A 22,710-nucleotide genomic window follows, 5' to 3' on the forward strand; every position below is an offset into this window, starting at 1 on the left:
GCATTGTTGAAAGGTCTACGTGTGACTGAACCGAGTGTGACCAAGGTGTTTACTCCTACAAGCCAGGCCAAGGCCAATTTTGTAGATCGCCAATACCTGAATGACATGGTTTTCGACGCGCTGACCACTCCCGGCATGCAGGTGGTTATCTACGGTGAATCTGGCGCCGGGAAGACAACCCTGCTGCGAAAGAAGCTCGAAGACTACCAGTACCCTGTCATCACATCGCGATGTACCACTGACTCGTCGTATGAGGGCCTCTTGCTGGATGCGTTTGATCAGCTTGAGGCCACTTATACGGCCGAAGTAACTTCGAGTACAGAGCAGACGGCCAACGCCAGTTTGAAGGCAAGCATCACCGTCATTCGAGCCGGCATCGAAGCGAACTACAAATCGGCATCTGCTGACAAGGAACTTCGGCTCGTTCCCCCGCAGCTCACAGCCCAGAAGCTCGCGGAGCTCTTAGGCTCCCTCAGAGCATGTTGGGTCTTGGAGGATTTCCACAAGGTTGGCGACAGCGTACGCACGTCGATTGCGCAGACACTGAAGCTCTTCTGCGACGGTGCCGCGGATTATGAAGACCTCCGACTGATCCTCGTTGGGGCCGTCGATTCGGCCCGACTTGTTGTTGAGTACGACGCGGAAATGAAGAACCGCGTTGCAGAAATCGAAGTACCCGTACTTAGCGACGCAGAGCTTGCCGCAATTGTCACCAACGGCTCCGGATTGCTGAACATCGACATGTCCTTGGTTCTCAAGGACATCGTGCGGTTTTCCAGCGGGCTTGGCAGCGTTTGCCATCGGCTGGCGCTTGACTGTTGCAGGGATGCTGACGTCTATGAGCGTCAAGACGAAGTTGTAAAAATAGATCCCTCACACCTCAGACGTGCAGTAACACGTTACGTAGAGACATCGTCGGACAGCCTGCGAGCTATTTTTGAGGACGCCGTGGAGCGCAAGAGGGTCCGTAAGTTCGACAATGGTCGGCTCATTCTAAAGTCGCTGGCGCTTGGTGCGCCTTCGGGTATGAACCACTCCGAAATTCTTGCTGAAATTCAAAAAGAGGAACCCGAATACCGCGCCAGCAACCTAACAACCTACCTGAACCGCATGATCGCCGGCGACGGAGCGATCCTACGCATGTCCGGTAAGAGGTACCGTTTCGCTGAACCTGTCTACAGGTCGTACGCGCAGTTTAGATTTCACGGCGAAGTTCAGGTCGATTCCGAAGTCGATGACTATGACCACGAACTGTTCACCGACGACGAGCTCTATGAGATATTCAAAGATCTAGAGGATGACTGGAAATAGTCGGGCCACCGACCTCCACCTGCGTGCCGACACACAGGTACGTGGATTTGACCAGCGCCTCGGCGTCGAAGGCTAGACCCTAGCCACCCACCAAATCGGTCATGATGGTCTGCAGCGCCTCGCAGACCATCATGACCGATCTGCGTTTAAGGTTCTCCGGCCGGGCCAGGATGTCGATCCGGCGCCGGGTGCTGATCCCCTCCAGCGGCTTCAGCACAATCTCCGGGTTCAGCACCGGCCGGGCGGTATGCCGCGGCAGCAGCCCGATCACGCTCCCGGTCGCCACCAGGGCCGCCACCGTGGAGTAGTCGTTGATCCGGTGCACGATGTTCAGCTCCCGGCTGGACACGGCGGCGACGGCGGAGAGCACGTCCGCGGGGGAGTAGCCGGTGTGGCTGGTCACCCAGGGTTCGCCGACGACGTCGTCCGCCGTCACCGCCCGCTGCCCGGCGAGCCGGTGCCCGGCCGGCAGCGCCACGTCCAGCGGCTCATGCGCGAGCGGGATCACCGCCACCCGTTCCTCCGGCCACCGCGGGCTGTGGTCCATCCGGTGTGCGAGGACCAGGTCGTAGCGGGCGGTCAGCGCCGGGAAATCCTGCTGGGCGACGTCCTCGTCGGAGAGCTGGATCCGCGGCTGCCCCGGCCCTGCGAGCAGGCGGGCGAGCGGCGCGAACAAGGCCTGGCCGGCGCTGTGGAACCCGCTCAGCGTCACCGGCGCCACCGGCGAGCCGTGGTACGCGCCGATCGCCGTCCTCGCGTCCGCCATGGCGCTCACGACGGCGGCGCCGGCGTCGGCGAGCACCTGACCGGCCTCGGTGAGGACCAGGTTCCGGCCCTCCTTCCGGGTCAGCGGCACGTCGACGGACTTCTGCAGGGCGGCCAGCTGCTGGGACACCGCCGAGGGGGTGACCAGCAGCGTTTCGGCGACGGCCTTGACGCTGCCCAGGGCGCCGAGTTCGCGGAGCATTTCGAGCTGGTGGATCTCCATGCCCTCATCTTATGGGCAAGCAAAAACTAAATCGTCGATTGAGAAAAATCCGGTTGTGCTAACGCATCCCGCCCGGTCTAATGAGGTGAGTTGTCCCACACCCCCGCTCCGAACTCAGGGAGCGGCCAGCACAGTTAGGCAGGCCCATGAAGGCTCTCTACAAGTCCGGCGCCCACGCGGGATTCGAACTCGTCGACCGCCCGGAGCCGGGGACCGGGGCCGGGGACGTCAAAATCCGAGTCATGACCACCGGAATCTGCGGCACGGACCTGCACATCCAGTCCTGGGATGCCTGGGCGCAGGGCATCATCAACGCACCGCTGATCGCCGGCCACGAGTTCTACGGTGAAGTCGTGGAGACCGGCGAAGACGTCCTGGACGTCAAGGTCGGCGACCGGGTCTCCGGCGAGGGCCACATCGTGTGCGGGATCTGCCGCAACTGCCGCGCCGGCCGCAAGCAGATGTGCATCAACACCGTCAGCGTCGGCGTCCAGCGCGACGGCGCGTTCGCGGAGTATGTCGTCATCCCGGAAACCAACGTCTGGGTCCACCACGATGACTCCGTGACCCCGGAACTCGGCGCCATCTTTGACCCGTTCGGCAATGCCGTCCACACTGCTCTGAGCTTCCCGCTGGTCGGCGAGGACGTGCTCATCACCGGCGCCGGACCCATCGGCCTGATGGCTATCGCCGTCGCCCGCCACGCCGGGGCGCGCAAGATCGCCATCACCGACGTCTCCGCCCCACGCCTGGAACTGGCCCGCCGGCTCGGCGTCGACCTCGCGATCGACGTCTCCACCACGCGCGTCAAGGACGCCCAGCGCGAACTGGGCATGCGCGAAGGCTTCGACATCGGGATGGAAATGTCCGGCCACCCCACGGCGCTGCCTGAGATGATCGACAACATGAACCACGGCGGCCGGATCGCGATGCTGGGGCTGCCCAGCCAGTCGATCGACATCGACTGGGGCAAGGTGGTCACGCACATGCTGACCATGAAGGGGATCTACGGCCGCGAGATGTTTGAGACCTGGTACGCCATGAGCGCCATGCTCTCCTCCAACCCGGTGCTGCACGCCAACATCTCCGCCGTCGTCACCGACACCCTGCCCGCCTCGGACTGGGAAAAGGGCTTCGAGATTGCCCGCGCCGGCGTCGGCGGCAAGGTCGTCCTCGACTGGACCGGCTTCTAGCCCCCGCCCATTTCCGGTACCGTACAAAAATTCACCCCTGCTGAGGAGCCACCGCAATGTATTCAGCCATCAAGGACCAGCTGCAGCACGAACTCGACGAGATCCGCGGCGCCGGCCTGTTCAAGACCGAACGGCACATCGATTCCCCGCAGGCCAGCCACATCAAGGCGGGTCAGCTCGGCCAGGGCAGCGCGGAGGTGCTGAACTTCTGCGCCAACAACTACCTCGGCCTCGCGGACCACCCGGAGATCATCGCTGCCGCCAAAGAGGCCATGGACTCCCGCGGCTTCGGCATGGCCAGCGTGCGCTTCATCTGCGGTACCCAGGACCTGCACCTGGCCCTGGAGGAACGCGTATCGAAGTTCCTCGGCACCGAGGACACCATCTTGTTCTCCAGCTGCTTCGACGCCAACGGCGGCGTCTTCGAATCGCTCTTCGGCCCGGAAGACGCCGTCATCTCCGACGCGCTGAACCACGCCTCGATCATCGACGGCATTCGGCTGTGCAAGGCCCAGCGCTTCCGCTACGCCAACCAGGACATGGCGGACCTCGAATCCCGGCTGATCGAGGCCAGCACGCAGGAGAACCCGGCCCGCCGCAAGATCATCGTCACCGACGGCGTCTTCTCGATGGACGGCTTCCTCGCCCCGCTGGAGGCGATCTGCGACCTCGCCGAGAAGTATGACGCCATGGTCATGGTGGACGATTCGCACGCCGTCGGCTTTATGGGCGCCACCGGTGCCGGCACCCCGGAACACGCCGGTGTTTCGGACCGGGTGGACATCTACACCGGCACCTTCGGCAAGGCCCTGGGCGGCGCCTCCGGCGGCTACGTCTCGGGCCGGAGCGAGGTCATCGCCATGCTCCGACAGAAGGCGCGCCCCTACCTGTTCTCCAACTCGCTGGCCCCGGCCATCGTCGCCGCCACGCTGAAGGCCCTGGACCTGGTGGAGAACTCCGGCGAACTGCGCAGCAAGCTCTTCGCCAACGCGGAACTCTTCCGCCGCCGGATGGGCGAGGAAGGCTTCGAACTGCTCGACGGCGAACACGCCATCGTCCCGGTGATGTTCGGCGACGCCGTGATGGCCGCCAAGGTGGCGGACGCGATGCTCGCCAACGGCGTCTTCGTCACCGCCTTCAGCTACCCCGTGGTGCCCAAGGGCGCCGCCCGCATCCGGGTCCAGCTCTCCGCCGCGCACAGCGCCGACGACGTCGAGAGCTGCGTCCAGGCTTTCGTGCGCAGCCGCGCGGCGGTGGCCGCGGCGTTGTAGTCGGAAAAGTACTGACGCGGCCTCCTGCCGGTGCAAGGATGGAGGCATGTCAGCTAATTACGATGTCGTGATTGTGGGCGGCGGCATTGCCGGCCTGTCCCTTGCCTCCGCCCTCGCCGGCAAATGCCGCGTGGCTCTGGTCGAAGCCGAGCAGTCACTGGGCTACCACACCTCCGCACGCTCGGCCCGGCAGCTGATCCCCAGCTACGGCCCGCCCGTGGTCCAGGAGCTCACCATGCGCACGCTGGAGCTGATCGGCACCAAGGAGGGCACGCGGCCCGAACCCGTGCTCTCACCACGCCGCTTTATGCTGATCGGCAGCGAGGAAGACGTCCAGCAGCAGGCCAGCGGCTTTATGCACCGGATCAGCCACACCGAGGCCCTGGACATCTGTCCCGCGCTCAAGCCGGATTCATTCGAGGCCGCCGGCCTGGACTCGGGATCCTTCGCCTGCAACGCGTCCCTGCTGCTGGAGGACCACCGGGAGCGCGCGGTCGAGGGCGGCGTGGACATCATCACCGGCGCCAGGGTCCACTCGGCGCAGCGACTCGGCTCCGGCTGGGAACTCGGCGCCGGGCAGGAAGGCTTCGAGGCCGCCGTTGTGGTCAATGCCGCCGGCGCCTGGGCGGACGAATTCGCGGTGCTCAGCGGCGTCGAGAAGCTCGGACTCCAGCCCTTCCGCCGGACCGCGGCAATCGTCGACGTCGAACACCCCCTCCCGCAGGGCTGCCCGATGGTGGCGTCGGCCGGCAGCTTTTACTTCCGGCCGGACGGGCGGCGGCAGGTCCTGATCTCCCCGTCCGAAACCGTGCCCAGCGGCCCGGAGGACGCCCGGCCCTACCCGGGCGATATCGAGGCGCTGATCACCCGGCTGAATGCCGTCACCACGATGGGCATCGGTGACATCCGCCGGGCCTGGACCGGGTTGCGGACCGAGGCGTCCGACGGCGTCCCGGTGGTGGGGTTCGACGCCGAGGCCACCGGCTTCTTCTGGCTCGCCGGCCAGGGCGGCTACGGCTTCCAAACCTCCTCCGGCATCGCCGAGCTGGCCGCGGAGCTCATCCTGGCCGGCCAGGGCGCCGCGGAGCCGCTCCCGGCCGACAGTCCGGCATCCCGGACAGCCGCGGCACTGGCCGCGACCCGGATGTCCATCCGGGGCTGAAGAATGGACCCATGAGCACCCTCATCACCAACATCGCCGAACTGATGACCCAGGACGCGGACCACCGGGTCCTCCGGAATGCGGCCGTCGTGATCGAGGGCGAACGCATCGCCTGGCTCGGTGCCGCCGCGGACGCCCCGGCGGCGGACGACGCCGTCGACGCCGGGCACCGCGCGCTCCTGCCCGGCTGGGTGGACTCACACACGCACCTGATCTTCGCCGGCGACCGGACCGCGGAGTTCGAGGCCCGGATGGCGGGGGAGGACTACAGCGCCGGCGGCATCGCGGTCACCACCGGCGCCACCCGGGCCACCGGCGACTTCGACCTCACCCGGCTCGCGCTCGGCCGCGTCGCCGAGGCGGTCGCCCAGGGCACCACCTACCTGGAGACGAAAACCGGCTACGGACTGGATGTGGACAACGAGGCCCGCAGCGCCCGGATCGCCTCCACCGTCGCGGACGAGGTGACCTACCTCGGTGCGCACCTGGTCCCCGGCGGCATGGACGCCGAGGAGTACACGGACCTGGTCTGCGGTCCCATGCTGTCAGCGGTCCGGCCCTATGTCCGCTGGGCCGACGTCTTCTGCGAGCGCGGCGCCTTCAACGAAGACCAGTCCCGCCGCGTGCTCGCGGCCTGCCGGGACGCGGGACTGGGCCTGCGCGTGCACGGCAACCAGCTCGGGGAGGGCGCCGGCGTGCGGCTGGCCGTCGAGTTCGGGGCCGCCAGCGTCGACCACGTGAACTACCTCTCCCGCGCCGACGTGCACGCCCTCGCGGACAGTTGGTCCGGCTGGGAATCCGCGGCCGGTGCGGGCGAGCGCGGCACGGTCGCAACCTGCCTGCCGGCCTGCGACCTGTCCACCCGGCAGCCGCTGGCGCCGGCCCGGGAACTGCTGGACGCCGGCGTCCAGGTGGCGCTCGCCTCCAACTGCAACCCCGGCACCTCCTACACCAGCTCGATGGCGTTCTGCGTCACCACCGCGGTGCTGCAGATGCGGCTCAGCGTGCACGAGGCGGTCCGCGCGGCGACGTACGGCGGTGCGCTGGCGCTCGGCCGGGAGTCCGGGAACGACGTCGACGGGCAGCGCGCGGTCGGCTCGATCGCCGTCGGGCACCGGGCTGACCTGCACCTGCTCAACGCCCCTTCGGCAACCCACCTGGCCTACCGGCCGGGGATGCCGCTCACCCACGCTGTCTGGCGCGCCGGGGTACGCGCCCGCTGACGCGCAGACACGGGAGGCACGCTATGGCGGGGTCTGCGAGGGAGCTGGGCATCATGCTCGATCTCCTGAGGGCCGAGCGCGGCGGCCCGCGGGCCCTTGCCCGGCGGCGGGAGGCGCGGCTGGCCGCGCTTGTGCTGCACGCCCGCACCAGCTCCCCGTTCTACCGGGAGCTGTACCGCGGCCTGCCAGCCGGGAACGTCCCGCTCGGGGACGTTTCACTCCGGGACCTGCTGCCGGTCACCAAACCGCAGCTGATGGCCCGCTTCGATGACTGGGTGACCGACCCCGATGTCACCCGGACCGAGCTGGAGGCCTTCGTCGCCGATCCGTCCCTGGTCGGCAGCCGCTACCGCGGCCGGTACTTCGCGTGCACCAGCTCCGGGACCACGGGACACCCGGGACTGTTCGTGCACGACCCCGCCGCCGTCGCGTGCTACCGGGCGCAGGGGATCCGGGCGGTCCGGAGCACCGTCAACGCCGGCGTGCTGCTGGCCGTCCTGCGGCGCGGAATCCGTACCGCCGTGGTGGTGGGTGCCGGCGGCCACTTCGCCGGCGCCGTGTGGCTTGAGTCCGAACGGCGCCGCAGCCGGGGCCGCCGCCGCGCCTACCGCCTGTTTTCCGTGCAGCAGCCGCTGGAGGCGCTGGTGCGGGCTCTCAACGACTTCGACCCGGCCCTCGTGGTGGGCTATCCCAGCGCCCTCGAACTCCTGGCCGAGGAGCAGGACGCGGGCCGGCTGCGGATCCGGCCCGCCGTTGTCGAGACCAGCGGCGAGTCCCTCGGCGACCAGGCCCGGCTGGCCGCGTCGCTGGGCTGCGCGGTCCACAACGTGTACGCCGCCTCGGAGTTCAGCCCCATCGCCCTGGATTGTCCGCGGGGCTGGCTGCACGTCAACAGCGACTGGGTGATCCTTGAACCGGTGGAGGAGGACTACCGGCCCACACCTCCGGGGACGGCATCCCACACCGTGCTGCTGACCAACCTCGCCAACCGGGTCCAGCCCCTGATCCGCTACGACCTGGGTGATTCCGTCCTCGCCAAGCCCGGTCCCTGCGAATGCGGCAACCCGTTGCCCGCGGTCCAGGTGGCCGGCCGGCGCGACGACGTGCTGCACCTGGACAACGCCGCCGGCGGGACGGTGAGCGTCCTGCCGCTGGCCATCACGGCGCCGATTGACGACGCCGCCGGGGTGCACCGCTGCCAGCTGGTCCAGTCCGGCCCGGCGCAGCTGCGGGTCCGGCTTGAACTGGAGCCCGGCGCCGCGGCGGATGAGGTGTGGCAGGACGTGGCAGCCAAGCTCGCCGGTTTCCTCGCGGGCCAGGGCCTGGCGAACGTGGAGCTGGTCCGGGCTGCTGAGGCGCCGGAGCAAACCGGCCCGAGCGGCAAGTTCCACCAGGTCATCGCGCGCAAGCGCGCCCAGGGCGGCTCGTAGAAGACCGGGCGGCCCTTAGAAGAACATCGGCGGGGCGTCCAGCACGGTCTCATCCACCCGGCGGTCCTCCCACTGGCTGAACGGCTTGTCCAGCTTGTACTTGCCCTGCCGGGTGCGCAGCAGCGTGCGGATCTCGGCATTGTCCGGGTTGTTCAGCGACTCGAAGTACTCCACCGACCAGTGGAACCAGCGCATGCAGAACAGCCGCATGGTCAGCCCGTGCGTGACGAACAGCGCGTTCGGGGCGTAGTTCGGCTTGGACCAGTGCCGGTACAGGGTCTCCATAAAGGAGGAAATCCGGTCATAGACGTCGGAGCCGGACTCGCCTTCGCGGAACCGGTAGAAGAAGTGCCCGTAGGCGTTGCGGAGCTCCTTCTGGTCCTCGATGTCGCCGGCGATCTGGAAGTTCGCCCAGTCCTGTTCACGCAGCCGCGGCTCTTCGATCACTCGTTCCGTGAGGGAGCCCAGCTTTAGTGCCTCCAGGGTCTGGTAGGCCCGCAGGTAGGGGGAGACGTACACGCACACCCGCTCGCCGTCCAGCTGCCGCCGCAGCTGCTCGCCGGCGGCCGTGGCCTGCTCGATGCCCAGCGGCGTCAGCGGGATCCGGGCACCCGGTTGTAGATCGAGGTGTCGGCGTTGGCGGCGGACTGGCCATGCCGGATCATAAAGATTCTCCCGGGCGCACTCACAGCCCCAGCATAGGCACGTGCAGTCAACTCCCGGCAACGGCAGGCAAGATAGGAACATGTTGGTTCCCTCCCGCCGTCGGCTGCGGCTAGAAGTCTGGATCGTCCTGGGACTGTCGCTCGGGCAGTCGGCGGTGTACTCCGTAGTGCAGCTGCTGGACAAACTGACCCGTGCGCCGCTGGCCCAGGGAACCTCGACGCTGAACCGCTCGCAGAGCAGCCGCGAGTACTTCGACCTCACCTACCAGCTGCTGGACATCATCTTCGCCCTGGTGCCGGTGGTGCTGGTGATTTACTTCCTGACCGAACACCGGCCCGCCGGCCTGGCCGCCGGCACCGGGACGTCGGCGTTCCGGAAGCTGGGCTTCAACTTCGCCCGGCCCGGCAAGGACCTGGCCCAGGGACTGGGCCTCGCCGCCCTGATCGGCATCCCCTCGCTGGGCCTGTACGCGGCCGGACGGGCCCTGGGGATTACGACGGCGATCATCCCCAGCGCGCTGGACTCCTACTGGTGGACCGTTCCGGTGCTGGTCCTTTCCGCGATCCGGCACGGGATCGTGGAGGAGGTCATTGTGGTGGGCTACCTGCTGGACCGGCTCGGCAAGTTCGGCTGGGGGATGCCGTTGGCCATCTTCGCCAGTTCCATGCTGCGCGGCAGCTACCACCTGTACCAGGGCTTCGGGCCCTTTATCGGCAACGCCATCATGGGCGTCATCTTCGCGCTGGTCTACACAAAGACGCGCCGCGTAATGCCGCTGGTGATCGCCCATGCGCTGCTGGACATCGTGGCCTTCGTCGGCTTCAGCCTCTTCGGCAAGGCGATCGGCCTCGGCTAGGCGCACCAGGCCTTAAAAGGATTCGGCCGCCAGCGGTGGGTGGCATCATTGGCACCCGCTGCTGGCGGCCGAAGTTTTTCGTGCAGGAAGCGTCAGATGGTGACGGCTCCGGAATCGGTCTCGAAGGTGACGGACAGGATGCCCGGCGTCCCGTGCGGGGCCAGCCAGTTCACGTCCACATCCTCCAGCGGCTTCTCCACCGGTTCGCCCAGCCATTCGGTGACCCGCTCGGCGGAGCCTGCGATGGTGAGCGCGGACATCTTGACGCCGCTCTCATAGGCGTTGGACGGGTGCAGGGCGGGATCGCCCTCCCACTTGAGCATGTAGGGGACCTGCGGATCCGCGATGAGGCCCAGGATGCCGATCTGCTTCCAGACCAGTTCGCGGCCGTCGGGGAACTTGCGGTTGCCGTTGACGGCCGACCGGCCCAGGCGCTCCTCGAAGGGTGCCAGGTCGTCAACCTCGACGCACCAGCCCATCCAGCCGCCGCCGGCGGCGGAACGGGCCCGGACGGCCTGCCCGAACGGCGCCTTGTCCGAGGCCGGGTGGTCCAGGACCTCCACGACCTCCAGGTACTTGTGCCCGGCAAGCGGAATAATCATGTTGCGGGTCCCGAAACGGGGGTGGACTCCGCCCTTGACGGCTTCGACCCCGAGGGCGGACGCGATACGTTCGGTGGTGGCAGCCAAGCCATCTTGTTCACAGGCGTAAGAGACGTGATCCATGCGCATGCCCTCATCTTGGCACTTTGTGATGGAGCTCTCAGCTTAGGCTGTCCTAACCCTGATGGGATGTCGTTTTCCGGGGCTCCACGGCCGGTCAACGGGCCAAATTCATATTCGTCACAAAGCTATCCAGCCGCCGTCGAGCCTTCCTAAACTGGAGCCAGGTCATGAGTGCCAGCACCAAGCCCCGGCTTGCTGGCCGGCAACCCTCCTTGCGCGGTGGGGTGCCCCGGGTGAAGACCTGGCCCTCCGGCGCCCGCCGGGAGGCAAGCGCGGCGGCAGAACCGTTCCGGTCCTGGGAGGACGGGAAGGGCCTGTGCCCAGTCACTCAGGAGATCCCCAATGTCCAACGCCTGGTCCTTTGAAACCCGCCAGATCCACGCCGGCCAGGAGCCGGATTCCGCTACCGGTGCGCGGTCGCTGCCGATCTACCAGACGACGTCGTTCGTCTTCCCCAGCGCGGAGAGTGCGGCCAACCGCTTCGCGCTCGCCGAACTCGCCCCCATCTACACCCGGATCGGCAACCCCACCCAGGACGCGGTGGAGCAGCGGGTCGCGAGCCTCGAGGGCGGCCTCGGGGCGCTGCTGCTCAGCTCCGGGCAGGCCGCTGAAACCCTGGCGATCCTCAACATCGCCGAGGCCGGGGACCATGTGGTGGCCAGCCCGAGCCTCTATGGCGGGACCTACAACCTGCTGGCCCACACGCTGAAGAAGTTCGGCATCTCGGTGACGTTCGTCGCGGACCCGGACGACCTGGAGCAGTGGCGCGACGCCGTGCGGCCCAACACCAAGCTGTTCTTCGGCGAGGTGGTGTCCAACCCGCGGCAGGACGTGCTGGACATTGAGGGGGTCGCGGACGTGGCGCACCGGGCCGGGGTGCCGCTGATCGTGGACAACACCCTCTCCACCCCGTACCTGATCCGGCCGCTCGAGTGGGGTGCCGACATTGTGGTCCACTCGGCCACCAAATACCTCGGCGGTCACGGCACCGCGATCGCCGGGGTCATCGTCGACTCCGGCAACTTCGACTTCGGCAAGGACCCGGAGCGCTTCCCCGGCTTCAACACCCCCGACCCCACCTACAACGGCCTGGTCTACGCCCGTGACCTCGGGGCGGACGGGGCGCTGGGCGCCAACCTGTCCTTCATCCTCAAGGCCCGGGTCCAGCTGCTGCGCGACCTCGGCTCCGCCGTCTCGCCGTTCAATGCGTTCCTGATCTCCCAGGGCATCGAGACGCTGAGCCTGCGGATGGAACGGCACGTCGCCAACGCCCTCAGGGTCGCTGAATGGCTGGAGGCCAGGGCCGACGTCGAATCCGTCGCCTACGCCGGGTTGCCGTCCAGCCCCTGGTACGAGCGTGGCCGCAAGTACGGGCCGAAGGGAACCGGCGCCGTCGTCTCCTTCAACCTGGCCGGGGGAGCGGAGGCCGGCAAGCGCTTCGTCGACGCCCTCGAACTGCACTCGCACGTGGCGAACATCGGCGACGTGCGGTCCCTCGTCATCCACCCGGCGTCGACCACGCACAGCCAGCTCTCCCCGGAGCAGCAGACGGTGGCCGGCGTCAACCCCGGCCTGGTCCGTCTCTCGGTGGGACTTGAGCACATCGACGACATCATCGCGGACCTCGACGCCGGGTTCCGGGCGGCCAAAAACGCCTGAGGCACGCGGCGCCAGCGGGACCGGGTGTCACACAGCCGTCACAATCTTCGCGCTTGCGCCGCCGGGTTTCGTAGAATCGAGGCAGGTCATGAGTGCCAGCGACAGCCCCGGCTTGCTGGCCGGCAACCCTCCATTTGCGGCGGGGTGCCCCGGGTGAAGACCTGGCCTGCCGGTCAGCTGACGGCGGGCAAGCGCGAAGTTAGGTCCTCACATGACGATTGCCGTCACCCGCACGGGTGTACCGGAATGCAAGCCCTCCACTGTTCCTGATGGGACGGTGCAGTACCTCCCGATCGGTTCCCTGGCCCTTGAATGCGGTGCCACCCTGCCGGAGGTCACCCTCGCCTACGAGACCTGGGGGACGCTGAACGCCGACGCGTCCAACGCCGTGCTGATCGAGCACGCCCTGACCGGAGACACCCATGTCACCCGCGGTGCCGAAGAAGAGCCGGGCTGGTGGGAGCAGCTGGCCGGCCCGGGCGCCCCGGTGGATACGGACAAATACTTTGTGGTGTCGATCAACATCCTCGGCGGCTGCTACGGCTCCACCGGGCCGTCCACCCCGGCGCCGGACGGGCAGCCCTGGGGTTCGCGGTTCCCGCTGGTCACCCTGCGGGACAGCACCGCCGCCGAGGCGCGGCTCGCCGACGCGCTGGGGATCAGCAGCTGGTATGCCGTGATGGGCGGCTCGCTCGGGGGAGCGCGTGCGCTGGAGTGGGCGGTCAGCTACCCGGACCGGGTGCGGCGCTGTGCCGTCATTTCGATAGGCGCCAGCAGCACTGCCGAGCAGATCGCGTTCGCCCAGGCCCAGACCCTGGCGATCCGCCAGGACCCCAACTTCAACGGCGGGGACTACTACGGAGGCCCGGAACCGGACGCCGGCCTGGCCCTGGCGCGCCGGATCGCCCACATCACCTACCGTTCCGCCGCAGAGCTGGACGGCCGTTTTGGCCGGAACGCCCAGGCGGCGGAGGCCCCGCTGGAAGCCGGCTCGCTGGCCGGCCGGGGCCGGTACCAGGTGGAGAGCTACCTGGACCACCAGGGCAACAAGCTGGTCCGCCGGTTCGACGCCAACAGCTACATCGCCATTACCGAGGCGCTGATGAGCCACGACGTCAGCCGCGGCCGGGGAAGCCTGGAGCAGGCTGTTTCGCGGGCCACCGCGGAGTTCTTTGTGGCGGCCGTGGACTCGGACCGGTTGTATTTCCCGGCCCAGTCCCGTGAACTTGCCGGCGCCCTGCCGGGCGAGGTGCCGGTGCACGTCATCGAGGCGCCGATCGGCCATGACGGCTTCCTGACCGAAATCGGGCAGCTCAGCGAGCAGCTCCGGAGCAACTTCTTCGCCTAGCCGGGACCAGCACGTGTGCATTTTTGCAGACGCCCTCTGCGCGATTGGTCGTTGAGCCTTCCGCGCCCGCAGTCCATACTCGTGGAGAATGACGCCGTGTGTCCCAACTCACACACACGTTAGTCAGCCCAATGGTCCACAGGGTGTCGAAGGCGACACCGAAGGAGTTCGCATGAGCACGGAAAACGCCGCCGCAAGGCGCGCAGAGGACACCGACGTCAAGGCGTCAGGTCTCAAGAAAGTAGTGGCAGCCTCGATGGCCGGCACGGTGGTGGAGTGGTATGAATTCTTCCTCTACGCCTCGGCGGCGACGCTGGTGTTTGGCAAGATGTTCTTCCCCAATTCCGGAACGGAACTGGACGGCATTATCGCCGCCTTCCTGACCTACGCGGTGGGCTTCGTTGCCCGCCCCATCGGCGGCATCGTCTTTGGCCACTTCGGAGACAAGTTCGGCCGCAAGCAGCTGTTGCAGCTCAGCATCATTCTGGTCGGCGTCTCGACCTTCCTGATGGGCTGCCTGCCGAGCTTCCAGCAGATCGGCTACTGGGCTCCGGCACTCCTCGTCTTCCTGCGCTTTGCCCAGGGCTTCGCCGTCGGCGGTGAGTGGGGCGGCGCCGTCCTGCTCGTCGCCGAGCACAGCCCCAGCAAGTCCCGCGGCTTCTGGGCCAGCTGGCCGCAGTCGGCGGTCCCGATGGGCAACCTGCTTGCCACCGGCGTGCTCTTCCTGCTGTCCTCCATCCTGTCCTCGGCGGACTTCCTCGGCTGGGGCTGGCGGATCGCCTTCTGGCTCTCCGCCGTGATCGTGGTCATTGGCTACTACATCCGCACCAAGGTCCAGGACGCCCCGATCTTCCTGGAAGCGCAGAAGGAAGTTGTTACGGAAAACAAGGGCTACGGCGTGGCCGAGGTCTTCCGCCGCTACCCCCGCGGCGTGTTCACCGCCATGGGCCTGCGTTTTGCCGAAAACGTCCTGTACTACCTCGTGGTCACCTTCTCCATCACGTACCTGAAGGTGATCGTCCAGGCCGACACCTCGCGCATCCTGCTGCTGCTCCTCGTGGCGCACTTCATCCACTTCTCCGTGGTGCCGATGGTCGGCAAGCTCTCCGACCGCTTCGGCCGCAAGCCGGTCTACATGGCCGGCGCCGTCCTGGGCGGAACCTGGGGCTTCTTCGCCTTCCCGATGATGGACACCAAGAACGACTTCATCATCCTCGCCGCCATCACCATCGGCCTGCTCTTCCACGCCCTGATGTACGCCGGGCAGCCGGCCATCATGGCCGAGATGTTCCCGACCCGGATGCGCTACTCCGGTGTTTCCCTGGGCTACCAGGTCACCTCGATCGTGGCCGGTTCGCTGGCCCCGATCATCGCCAGCTCGCTGCTGGGTCAGTACAAGTCCTCCACCCCGGTTGCCATCTACCTGCTGGGCGCCTGCCTGGTCACCATCGTGGCGGTCTACTTCCTGAAGGAAACCCGCGGCATCTCGCTGCACGACGTCGACGCCGCCGACGCCCAGGGCACTGCCGACCTGCTCGCCGCAGGAAAGAAGTAGCTGGCGAACAGCTGAGTAACCCTAAGAACAGGCAGCCCCCGTCCCCGCGTTGCGGGGACGGGGGCTGCTGTTGTCCGGGAAACTCCGGCGCAAACGCGGCGAACCCGGCTCAGCCCGCCAGCACGTCCTGGCGTTCGGCGACCTCGGCCCGGACCGCCGCCACCACCGCCTGCACCGGCGCCGAACGCAACGATTCGGCCCGCGCCACCGCCCAGATCGGCAGCTGCCGCTGGAAATCGTCCGGCAGCACCGGTACGAATCCGGATTTGCCGACGACGAGGAAGTTGGGCAGCAGCCCGATCCCGGCCGCACGGCGGACGGCCTCCAGCTGGGCGAAGATGCTGGTGGCCTGGAAGCTGGACCGCGGCATCGGCAGCTGGGTGGAGCGGTGGCCCAACTCGGCGACCTGCAGCGCCGATTCCACGTAGGAGACGAAGCCGTGCTGCCGGACGTCGTCGAGCGTCTCCGGAAGCCCGTGGCCGCGCGCATACTCCGGGCTGGCGTACAGCCGCAGGAAGTAGTTGGACAGGAAAATGGTCTGCGCATTGCTAACCTCCATGTTGCCGACCACCACCTCGAGGTCCACCCCGGAGCGGTTCTGGCTGACCTTGCGGGTGGCGCTGAGCATCTCCACGTTCAGCAAGGGATGTTCCTGCTGCAGCCGGACCAGGGCCGGGGCGACGAATTCCGCGCCGAAGCCGTCCGGGGTGCTGATCCTAACCAGGCCGGAGAGCACGTCCTCGGTCCGGGCGATCCGGCCGGACAGGGCGCCCAGGGTGGTTTCGATGGCCTCGGCCGCCGCCACCGCCTGGGACCCGAGCTCGGTCAGCTCCCAGCCGTGCGGGCTGCGTTCCAGCGTCCGGCCGCCCAGCTGCTTGTCCAAAGCCAGGATCCGGCGCGAGATCGTGGTGTGCGTGGTGCCCAGCGTCTCTGCGACCGCGTTGAACCGGCCCAGCCGGGCCACGGTCAGCAGGATCAGCAGGTCGTCCGGACTGGGGAGCCGTTTCAAGTCCACCTTTGGCCTTTCCTAGCAGCGCATAACCCTGAGCCAATGTGCATCACTGCACATGGCATCTTCACTTTTTCCCCTTGATTGCACTGTAACAGGGTGTGATGGTTGACACGGAAACATCCGGCACTTGCGCCGGACACAATGCAAAGCAAAGGAGCTTATGCCATGGCAGTTGTCGCCTGGATTGGACTGGGAAACATGGGCGGGTCCATGTCCGTGAACCTCGCCAAAGCCGGAAACGAGGTCCGCGGCTTCGACCTCAACCCCGAGGCCGTGGCGGCAGCCGAGGCCGGGGGAGTCAAGCCCGCCGGCAGCATCGCCGAGGCGGTGAACGGCGCCGACGTCGTCTTCACCATGCTTCCCAAGGGCGAGCACGCCCGGGCCGTCTACCTGGGCGAAGACGGCGTACTGGCCCACGCCGACACCAGCACCCTGCTGGTGGACTCCTCCACCATCGACATCGCGTCGGCCCAGGCCCTGCACGACGCCGCCGCGGAGGCCGGCTTCCGCTTTGTCGACGCGCCCGTCTCGGGCGGCATGAGCGGCGCCAAGGCCGCCACCCTTACCTTCATGATCGGCGGGGAAGCCGGCGCCGTCGCCGACGCCACCGAATACATCCGCCCGATGGCCGCCAACATCATCCCCACCGGCGGCGCCACCACCGGCCAGGCCGCCAAGATCTGCAACAACCTGATGCTCTTCATCAACCTCGCCTCCACCGCCGAGGGCGCAGTGCTCGCGGACCGCCTGGGCCTGGACAAGCAGGTCTTCTGGGACATCGCCTCCGTCTCCTCCGGCGACAGCTGGGCGCTGCGCACCTGGTACCCGGTGGCCGGCGTCGTGCCGACCGCCGCCTCGAACAACGATTTCGCGCCGACGTTCACCGCCGAGCTGGCCAACAAGGACATCGGCCTGGCCATCAGTGCCGCCCGCGACACCAACACGCCGCTGGAGATCGGCGAGCACGTCCAGCAGCTTTTCCAGCGGCTCATCGACGGCGGCCAGTCCGGCACCGACTGCTCCGCCATCGTCAAACTGGTCGACGGCTCGTTCGAGTCCGCCAAGTAGCCCCCAACTTTTAGAAAGAGATCCTCCCCATGGAACGCATCCCGCACTTCATCAACGGCGCCCTGGTGTCCGACGCCGACCGGTACGGCCCCGTCTTCAACCCCGCCACCGGCGAGCAGGAGAAAGAGGTGGCCCTCGCCTCCGCCGCCCGCGTCGAGGAAGCCATCGCCGCCGCCCGCGCCGCGCTGCCCGGCTGGCGCGCCACCAGCCTGGCCAAGCGCACCAGCATCTTCTTCAAGGTCCGCGAACTGCTGATGCAGCGCCGGCCCGAACTGGCCGCCCTGCTGACCAGCGAACACGGCAAGGTCCTCTCCGACGCCGAGGGCGAGATCACCCGCGGCCTGGAAAACATCGAATTCGCCACCGGCCTGTCCCACGCGCTCAAGGGCGAACGCTCCGAGCAGGTGTCCGGCGGCGTCGACGTCCACTCCGTCCGCCAGCCGGTCGGCGTCGTCGCCTGCATTACGCCGTTCAACTTCCCGGCCATGGTGCCGCTCTGGATGATCGGCAGCGCCCTGGCCTGCGGCAACACCGTGCTGCTCAAGCCGAGCGAAAAGGACCCCTCCTCCGCCGTCTTCATCGCCCAGGTCTTCGCCGAGGCAGGCCTGCCCGCCGGCGTCCTCAACGTCGTCCACGGCGACAAGGAAGCCGTGGACGTCCTGCTCGAGCACCCGGACGTGAAGGCCGTCAGCTTTGTGGGCTCGACGCCGATCGCCCAGTCGATCTACAGGCGCGCCGCGGACCACGGCAAGCGCGTCCAGGCACTCGGCGGCGCCAAGAACCACATGGTGGTGCTCCCGGACGCGGACCTGGACATGGCCGCAGATGCCGCCGTCTCCGCCGCCTACGGCTCCGCGGGTGAGCGCTGCATGGCCGTCAGCGTCCTGGTGGCGGTCGGGAACATCGCGGATGAGCTTGTGGACGCGATCACGACCCGGATGGCCACCCTCAAGATCGGCCCCGGCACTGATCCCGCCTCCCAGATGGGTCCGCTGATCACCGCCGAACACCGAGACAAGGTGGCCTCCTATGTGGCCGGCGCCGCGGATGAGGGCGCCTCCGTGGTGGTGGACGGCCGCGAACAGGAGTTCGACTCCAACGGCTTCTTCATCGGCGTCAGCCTGATCGACCACGTCAAGCCCGGCATGAAGGTCTACGACGACGAGATCTTCGGCCCCGTGCTCTCCGTGGTCCGGGTCGAGAGCTACACCGATGCCGTCAAGCTGGTCAATGACAATGAGTTCGGCAACGGCGTGGCGATCTTCACCCGCGACGGCGGCGCTGCCCGGCAGTTCGAGTTCGACGTCGAGGCCGGCATGGTGGGCGTCAATGTGCCGATCCCGGTGCCGGTGGGGACCTTCTCCTTCGGCGGCTGGAAGAACTCGCTCTTCGGCGACACGCACATGTATGGCCCGGAGAGCATCCGCTTCTACACCCGCGGCAAGGTGGTCACCACCCGCTGGCCGGATCCGTCCACCTCGGTGATTGACCTCGGCTTCCCGCAGGTCGACTAGGGTCCCGCCTGCCTCGGCGATAAATGCAACGCGGGGTCACTCCCGGCCCATCCACAAGTGGATTTCCGGCCGGATGTGACCCCGCGTTGCTTTTAGGTCGGTGCTTTAGCCCTTCATGATCTCCGCGCGCTGGGCCATGTAATCCTCCATGGCGAGCTCGCCGTTGCTGTACTTCTGGTCCAGCTCGGCGAGCTTGCGTGCGCGGTACCCCTGCGGCCCCGACGGCGCCGGCGGAACGTCCGGGACGGGGGCCGGGGAAGGAGCGGGCGCCTGGGACTGGGCCGGCGGCTGCCAGGGCTGCTGCCACTGCTGTCCGGTGGGCTGCGGCGGGTTGTTCAGGTATTCCGGGCTGTCCTCGTACGGGACGGGGTACTGCTGGTTCGCGGGCGGCTGGTTGGCCGGAGGCTGCGGGGCGCCCAGCTGGCCGAAGCCGCCGAAGTAGTCCCGCTGGGTGAACCCGTCCCGCGGCTGGTTGCTTTGCTGGCCGGGAAACTGCCCCGGGAACTGGCCCGGCATGCCGGGGTCCTGGTTCCGTCCGCGGACGGATTTCCGGTACAGGCGCATGGCCGCCGGAACCAGGAAGGACAACAGGATGATCCAAAAGAAAATACTCACGGTACCGGGCCTCTCAAAAGGTGTCTTTCCAGCTTAACGCGCAGGGCCCGCCCCGGGTGCCGGGAGCGTTGGCGGGGTTACCGGCCGGGTTCCGGGCCCGGCGTCGGCCCGGGCCGTTCAGGACCGCAAGGCGTCCTCGGTGCCGGGCGGGCCCTCGCCCGAACCGAGCGGCACGCCGGGGCCGAACACCGGTCCGGCCAGCGGGCGCTTGGCCGTGATCCCGTCGCCGGAGGAGCGGTGCCGGAGCCGGCGGACCACCCACGGGACAAAGTGCTCCCGGGCCCAGATCAGGTCCCCGGTGCGGGCCTCCCGCCAGCTGCGCTGCGGCAGCGGCTTGGGGGAGAGGGGCTCCAGGGTGTGTTGCACATTCAGCGAATCAAGCACCATGGCCGCGATCGTGTGGTGGCCCAGCGGCGAGAAGTGCAGCCGGTCCGCGTCCCACATCTGCGGGTCGTTGAGCTGCCGCAGTGACCACATGTCCGCGATGACGGCGTCGTGCCGGGCCGCCACGGTGCGCAGGTTCTCGTTGTAAATCGCCACCTTGCTGCGGATCCGGCCCAGCACCGACGAACCCGTGTCCGGGCCGTTGAACAGGACCACGGTGGCGCCGCCCATACTCAGGATCTGCACCACGGAGTCCAGCCGTTCGGCGAGGACATCGGGGTCCCCGCCGGGCCGGATCAAGTCGTTCCCGCCCGCGGAGAGGGTCACCAGGTCCGGCTTCAGGGACAGGCAATGGGCCAGCTGCTGGTCCACAATCTGCTGCAGCAGCCGGCCCCGGACGGCGAGGTTGGCGTAGGCAAAATCGTCGTGGCCGCGGCTCAGTTCCTCGGCCACGCGGTCCGCCCAGCCGCGGTGCCCGCCCGGGCGGGCCGGCTCGGGATCGCCGATGCCTTCCGTGAAGGAATCGCCCATGGCGACGTAGCGGGTCCAGGGGTGGTTGACAGTACGGTCCGGGTAATTCTCCAGCGCTTCTGTTTCGCTCACCTTCATATCCTGCACTGTTCCCGCAAACGGGCGCCACCGTAGCTTGTTACTCCTAGGTAACTGTAAGAATGGAGCCATGACTGAAGCCCCGTCCTTTCCCGCTGCCTTTCCCGCACCCGTTGTCCTGTGGTCCCGGCCCGAGGAGGACCGCGCCGGCAAGCCGCTACTGGTGCTGCTGCACGGCTTTGGAGCCAACGAACAGGATCTGCTCAGCCTGGCGGACATGCTGCCGGAGGAGTTTGTGGTGGCCTCGCTGCGTGCCCCGCTGGTCTCCGGACCGGGCTTCACCTGGTTCCCGCTGACCGCATCCATTGAGTATTCGCTCGACGCGGTCAAGCACGCCGCCGCGTACGCGCAGGACTGGATCGACTCCGTCAGGGCGAACCACTCCTCGGTCACCCTGCTCGGCTTCTCGATGGGCATGGCCATGGCCACCACGCTGCTGCGGCTGCGGCCGGACGGCTACGCCGCCGTCGTCGGTCTCTCCGGGTTCGCCGTCGACGCCGGCGGGGACCCCAGCTTCCGCGATGCGGAACTGGACGGAACCGTGCCGATGTTCTGGGGCCGCGACCAGCAGGACCCCGTCATCACGCCGGACAAGATCGAGTTCACCATGGGCTGGGTGCGCAAGCACGTGAAGCTCACCAAGGTGCTCTACACCGGCATGTGGCACGGCATCAACCAGCAGGAGATCGGGCACGTCGGCGAGTTCCTCACCCACGAGGTGCTCAACAAATAAGCCCGGACGGGCCGGCGCTGCCCGGAGCCACTGAGCGCTGTCAGGCGCTGCTAGTCGCTGTTAAACTCCACTGGGGGTGACGATCCGGACGGTCTGTCCGTTCACCGTGACGGTGTCGCCGTGGTGGAGCTGGCGTCCGCGGCGGTCGTCAATCTCGCCGTTGACCTTGACCAAGCCGTTCTTGACCAGCTCGGCAGCCTCCACCCCGTCCTCGACCAGGTTGGCCAGCTTCAGCAGCTGGCCCAGCCGGATCATGTCGTCGCGGATGGGAATGTCTTCAATTTCCGGGTTGCTCATACAAGCAATAATGCCTGACCAAAGGTGGCACCAATGACCCACGCACCGCGGATCCCTCTGCCCGTCGGACTGCTCCTTGCCGTTGCGGCCGGACTCTTCGTCCCCGTCCAGGGCCGGATCAACGGCGCCCTGGGAACCGTCCTGGCCGACGGCCTCGCGGCCGCGGTGGTCAGCTTCAGCGTCGGCCTGGCGCTGATGATCGTCGTCTCGCTGGTCCTGCCGAAGGGCCGTGCCGGGTTCGCTGAAGTCCTGCCGGCGCTGCGGGAGCGCCGCTTCCCCCGCTACTACGTGCTGGCCGGCGGCATCGGGGCGTTCTTCGTCTTTGCCCAGTCCTTCACGGTCGGGCTGCTCGGTGTCGCCTTGTTCACGGTCGCGGCGGTTACCGGGCAGACGCTCAGCGGACTGCTGGTGGACCGGATGGGGATCGGCCCGGCGGGCAAGAGGCCGGTCACCGGCATCCGCGTGCTCGGCAGCGTGCTGACCGTCGCCGCCGTCGCCTGGGCAGTGTCGCCGCGCTTCGACGGCAGTGCGGCGGGCAGCGCAGGCGCCGCTTCCGGCGCGGAGGCCGGCCCGCTGCAATTGCTGCTGCCGGTGCTGCTGCCGGTCCTCGCCGGGTTCCTGATGAGTTTCCAGCAGGCGATGAACGGCACGGCCACCGTGAGCTACCGCACGCCCATCACCGCCACCCTGGTGAACTTCATCGCCGGCAGTGTGGTGCTGTGGCTTGCCTGGCTGATCAAACTGGCCGTCGCCGGGCCCGGCCACGCTCTTCCCACAGAGTGGTGGTACTACCTTGGCGGCCCCATGGGCTGCATCTTCATCGGCGTCGCCGCCCTCCTGGTCCGCAGCCTGGGGGTCCTGATCACCGGGCTTGGCATGATCGCCGGGCAACTGCTGGGCTCGCTCGGGCTCGACCTGGTGCTGCCCGCCCCCGGCACCGTCGTCGCGCTGCCCACCGTGCTGGGCACGCTGCTGACGCTGGCCGCCATTGTCCTGGCCAGCCTGCCCTGGTCCCGCGGCGCCCTGAAGCGGTAGCAGCGCGGGTAGGCTAGGAGTTTGCATCACACCGTCCGCACTACCCCGCCCGGCAA

At 67.7% G+C, this 22,710-nt stretch carries 20 protein-coding genes, 1 pseudogene and 2 riboswitches; of the genes and pseudogenes, 14 read left to right on the forward strand and 7 right to left on the reverse strand.

The features are described from left to right. Positions 1-21: 21 nt before the first annotated feature. Positions 22-1,311: an AAA family ATPase gene (locus tag AC1MBE_RS15080; protein ID WP_479779336.1), complete on the forward strand. Its 1,290-nt coding sequence runs from the start codon at positions 22-24 to the stop codon at positions 1,309-1,311. A gap of 79 nt (positions 1,312-1,390) precedes the next feature. Here AC1MBE_RS15080 and AC1MBE_RS15085 read toward each other — a convergent pair whose 3' ends face one another. Continuing rightward, positions 1,391-2,299 (reverse strand): LysR family transcriptional regulator, encoded by a 909-nt coding sequence (locus AC1MBE_RS15085; protein ID WP_479779338.1) that lies wholly within the window; start codon positions 2,297-2,299, stop codon positions 1,391-1,393. Positions 2,300-2,445: 146 nt separating this feature from the next. Between AC1MBE_RS15085 and tdh the strand changes: the two genes are divergently transcribed. Genes tdh through AC1MBE_RS15110 form a run of 5 tightly spaced genes read left to right on the forward strand, consistent with a single transcriptional unit; the run spans position 2,446 to position 8,578 of the window. Next, positions 2,446-3,492 carry an L-threonine 3-dehydrogenase gene (gene tdh, locus AC1MBE_RS15090; protein ID WP_479779340.1) on the forward strand — a complete coding sequence of 349 codons (1,047 nt, stop codon included), beginning with the start codon at positions 2,446-2,448 and terminating at the stop codon, positions 3,490-3,492. Between the two features lie 56 nt (positions 3,493-3,548). Further along, on the forward strand, positions 3,549-4,763 hold the full coding sequence (locus tag AC1MBE_RS15095; RefSeq protein ID WP_479779342.1) for a glycine C-acetyltransferase: 1,215 nt from the start codon (positions 3,549-3,551) through the stop codon (positions 4,761-4,763). 46 nt (positions 4,764-4,809) lie between these two features. Then, positions 4,810-5,925 (forward strand): NAD(P)/FAD-dependent oxidoreductase, encoded by a 1,116-nt coding sequence (locus AC1MBE_RS15100; RefSeq protein WP_479779344.1) that lies wholly within the window; start codon positions 4,810-4,812, stop codon positions 5,923-5,925. Positions 5,926-5,936: 11 nt separating this feature from the next. Continuing rightward, the gene (locus AC1MBE_RS15105; RefSeq protein WP_479779346.1) at positions 5,937-7,148 is read left to right on the forward strand and encodes an amidohydrolase family protein; all 1,212 of its coding nucleotides are present in this window, start codon (positions 5,937-5,939) and stop codon (positions 7,146-7,148) included. Positions 7,149-7,201: 53 nt separating this feature from the next. Then, a complete protein-coding gene (locus tag AC1MBE_RS15110; RefSeq protein WP_479779347.1) occupies positions 7,202-8,578 on the forward strand; it encodes a phenylacetate--CoA ligase family protein in 1,377 nt (458 codons plus the stop codon). Between the two features lie 15 nt (positions 8,579-8,593). Here AC1MBE_RS15110 and AC1MBE_RS15115 read toward each other — a convergent pair. After that, positions 8,594-9,243, reverse strand: a pseudogene (locus AC1MBE_RS15115) (histidine phosphatase family protein). An 80-nt stretch (positions 9,244-9,323) separates the two neighbouring features. Between AC1MBE_RS15115 and AC1MBE_RS15120 the strand changes: the two are divergent. After that, complete coding sequence (locus AC1MBE_RS15120) at positions 9,324-10,100, forward strand: CPBP family intramembrane glutamic endopeptidase (RefSeq protein ID WP_479779348.1); 777 nt, start codon at positions 9,324-9,326, stop codon at positions 10,098-10,100. A gap of 92 nt (positions 10,101-10,192) precedes the next feature. On the opposite strand, the gene AC1MBE_RS15125 is transcribed toward AC1MBE_RS15120, so the two are convergent. Further along, positions 10,193-10,831, reverse strand: a complete 639-nt coding sequence (locus tag AC1MBE_RS15125) for a VOC family protein (RefSeq protein ID WP_346960144.1) — start codon at positions 10,829-10,831, stop codon at positions 10,193-10,195. Positions 10,832-10,988: 157 nt separating this feature from the next. Then, positions 10,989-11,104: riboswitch (SAM riboswitch) on the forward strand. A 63-nt stretch (positions 11,105-11,167) separates the two neighbouring features. On the opposite strand from AC1MBE_RS15125, the gene AC1MBE_RS15130 reads away from it, so the two are divergent. The 3 genes from AC1MBE_RS15130 (at position 11,168) to AC1MBE_RS15140 (ending at position 15,387) form a co-directional block, all read left to right on the forward strand. Further along, on the forward strand, positions 11,168-12,484 hold the full coding sequence (locus AC1MBE_RS15130) for a bifunctional o-acetylhomoserine/o-acetylserine sulfhydrylase (RefSeq protein WP_479779350.1): 1,317 nt from the start codon (positions 11,168-11,170) through the stop codon (positions 12,482-12,484). A gap of 84 nt (positions 12,485-12,568) precedes the next feature. Next, positions 12,569-12,684, forward strand: a riboswitch (SAM riboswitch). An 11-nt stretch (positions 12,685-12,695) separates the two neighbouring features. Further along, positions 12,696-13,832 (forward strand): homoserine O-acetyltransferase MetX, encoded by a 1,137-nt coding sequence (gene metX / locus AC1MBE_RS15135; RefSeq protein ID WP_479779351.1) that lies wholly within the window; start codon positions 12,696-12,698, stop codon positions 13,830-13,832. Positions 13,833-14,004: 172 nt separating this feature from the next. Then, on the forward strand, positions 14,005-15,387 hold the full coding sequence (locus AC1MBE_RS15140; protein WP_479779353.1) for an MFS transporter: 1,383 nt from the start codon (positions 14,005-14,007) through the stop codon (positions 15,385-15,387). Between the two features lie 109 nt (positions 15,388-15,496). Here the strand turns inward: AC1MBE_RS15140 and AC1MBE_RS15145 are convergent, their stop codons facing one another. Beyond that, positions 15,497-16,396, reverse strand: coding sequence for a LysR family transcriptional regulator (locus AC1MBE_RS15145; RefSeq protein ID WP_479782643.1), 900 nt, complete (start codon positions 16,394-16,396; stop codon positions 15,497-15,499). A 168-nt stretch (positions 16,397-16,564) separates the two neighbouring features. Here AC1MBE_RS15145 and mmsB point away from each other — a divergent pair, with 168 nt between their 5' ends. Together mmsB and AC1MBE_RS15155 are read left to right on the forward strand one after the other, a co-directional pair. After that, a complete protein-coding gene (gene mmsB / locus AC1MBE_RS15150) occupies positions 16,565-17,467 on the forward strand; it encodes a 3-hydroxyisobutyrate dehydrogenase (RefSeq protein WP_479779355.1) in 903 nt (300 codons plus the stop codon). A 29-nt stretch (positions 17,468-17,496) separates the two neighbouring features. Beyond that, complete coding sequence (locus AC1MBE_RS15155) at positions 17,497-18,981, forward strand: CoA-acylating methylmalonate-semialdehyde dehydrogenase (RefSeq protein ID WP_479779357.1); 1,485 nt, start codon at positions 17,497-17,499, stop codon at positions 18,979-18,981. A gap of 105 nt (positions 18,982-19,086) precedes the next feature. Here the strand turns inward: AC1MBE_RS15155 and AC1MBE_RS15160 are convergent, their stop codons facing one another. Together AC1MBE_RS15160 and AC1MBE_RS15165 are read right to left on the reverse strand one after the other, a co-directional pair. Beyond that, on the reverse strand, positions 19,087-19,596 hold the full coding sequence (locus tag AC1MBE_RS15160; protein ID WP_479779359.1) for a hypothetical protein: 510 nt from the start codon (positions 19,594-19,596) through the stop codon (positions 19,087-19,089). 117 nt (positions 19,597-19,713) lie between these two features. Beyond that, positions 19,714-20,589, reverse strand: a complete 876-nt coding sequence (locus AC1MBE_RS15165) for an SGNH/GDSL hydrolase family protein (protein WP_479779361.1) — start codon at positions 20,587-20,589, stop codon at positions 19,714-19,716. 70 nt (positions 20,590-20,659) lie between these two features. Between AC1MBE_RS15165 and AC1MBE_RS15170 the strand changes: the two genes are divergently transcribed. Continuing rightward, positions 20,660-21,322 carry an alpha/beta hydrolase gene (locus tag AC1MBE_RS15170; RefSeq protein ID WP_479779363.1) on the forward strand — a complete coding sequence of 221 codons (663 nt, stop codon included), beginning with the start codon at positions 20,660-20,662 and terminating at the stop codon, positions 21,320-21,322. 60 nt (positions 21,323-21,382) lie between these two features. On the opposite strand, the gene AC1MBE_RS15175 is transcribed toward AC1MBE_RS15170, so the two are convergent. Further along, on the reverse strand, positions 21,383-21,619 hold the full coding sequence (locus tag AC1MBE_RS15175; protein WP_479779364.1) for an RNA-binding S4 domain-containing protein: 237 nt from the start codon (positions 21,617-21,619) through the stop codon (positions 21,383-21,385). A gap of 33 nt (positions 21,620-21,652) precedes the next feature. On the opposite strand from AC1MBE_RS15175, the gene AC1MBE_RS15180 reads away from it, so the two are divergent. Beyond that, positions 21,653-22,654, forward strand: a complete 1,002-nt coding sequence (locus tag AC1MBE_RS15180) for a DMT family transporter (protein WP_479779366.1) — start codon at positions 21,653-21,655, stop codon at positions 22,652-22,654. Positions 22,655-22,710 lie beyond the last annotated feature (56 nt).

Source organism: Arthrobacter sp. BG5, assembly GCF_056680155.1.

Coding starts and splice junctions, on each gene's coding strand:
- AC1MBE_RS15140 (WP_479779353.1), top strand. CDS start 14,005: ATGAGCACGGAAAACGCCGCCGCAAGGCGCGCAGAGGACACCGACGTC.
- AC1MBE_RS15085 (WP_479779338.1), bottom strand. CDS start 2,299: ATGGAGATCCACCAGCTCGAAATGCTCCGCGAACTCGGCGCCCTGGGC.
- metX (WP_479779351.1), top strand. CDS start 12,696: ATGACGATTGCCGTCACCCGCACGGGTGTACCGGAATGCAAGCCCTCC.
- AC1MBE_RS15170 (WP_479779363.1), top strand. CDS start 20,660: ATGACTGAAGCCCCGTCCTTTCCCGCTGCCTTTCCCGCACCCGTTGTC.
- AC1MBE_RS15100 (WP_479779344.1), top strand. CDS start 4,810: ATGTCAGCTAATTACGATGTCGTGATTGTGGGCGGCGGCATTGCCGGC.
- tdh (WP_479779340.1), top strand. CDS start 2,446: ATGAAGGCTCTCTACAAGTCCGGCGCCCACGCGGGATTCGAACTCGTC.
- AC1MBE_RS15155 (WP_479779357.1), top strand. CDS start 17,497: ATGGAACGCATCCCGCACTTCATCAACGGCGCCCTGGTGTCCGACGCC.
- AC1MBE_RS15165 (WP_479779361.1), bottom strand. CDS start 20,589: ATGAAGGTGAGCGAAACAGAAGCGCTGGAGAATTACCCGGACCGTACT.
- AC1MBE_RS15130 (WP_479779350.1), top strand. CDS start 11,168: ATGTCCAACGCCTGGTCCTTTGAAACCCGCCAGATCCACGCCGGCCAG.
- AC1MBE_RS15095 (WP_479779342.1), top strand. CDS start 3,549: ATGTATTCAGCCATCAAGGACCAGCTGCAGCACGAACTCGACGAGATC.
- AC1MBE_RS15125 (WP_346960144.1), bottom strand. CDS start 10,831: ATGCGCATGGATCACGTCTCTTACGCCTGTGAACAAGATGGCTTGGCT.
- AC1MBE_RS15120 (WP_479779348.1), top strand. CDS start 9,324: ATGTTGGTTCCCTCCCGCCGTCGGCTGCGGCTAGAAGTCTGGATCGTC.
- AC1MBE_RS15180 (WP_479779366.1), top strand. CDS start 21,653: ATGACCCACGCACCGCGGATCCCTCTGCCCGTCGGACTGCTCCTTGCC.
- AC1MBE_RS15105 (WP_479779346.1), top strand. CDS start 5,937: ATGAGCACCCTCATCACCAACATCGCCGAACTGATGACCCAGGACGCG.
- mmsB (WP_479779355.1), top strand. CDS start 16,565: ATGGCAGTTGTCGCCTGGATTGGACTGGGAAACATGGGCGGGTCCATG.
- AC1MBE_RS15175 (WP_479779364.1), bottom strand. CDS start 21,619: ATGAGCAACCCGGAAATTGAAGACATTCCCATCCGCGACGACATGATC.
- AC1MBE_RS15110 (WP_479779347.1), top strand. CDS start 7,202: ATGCTCGATCTCCTGAGGGCCGAGCGCGGCGGCCCGCGGGCCCTTGCC.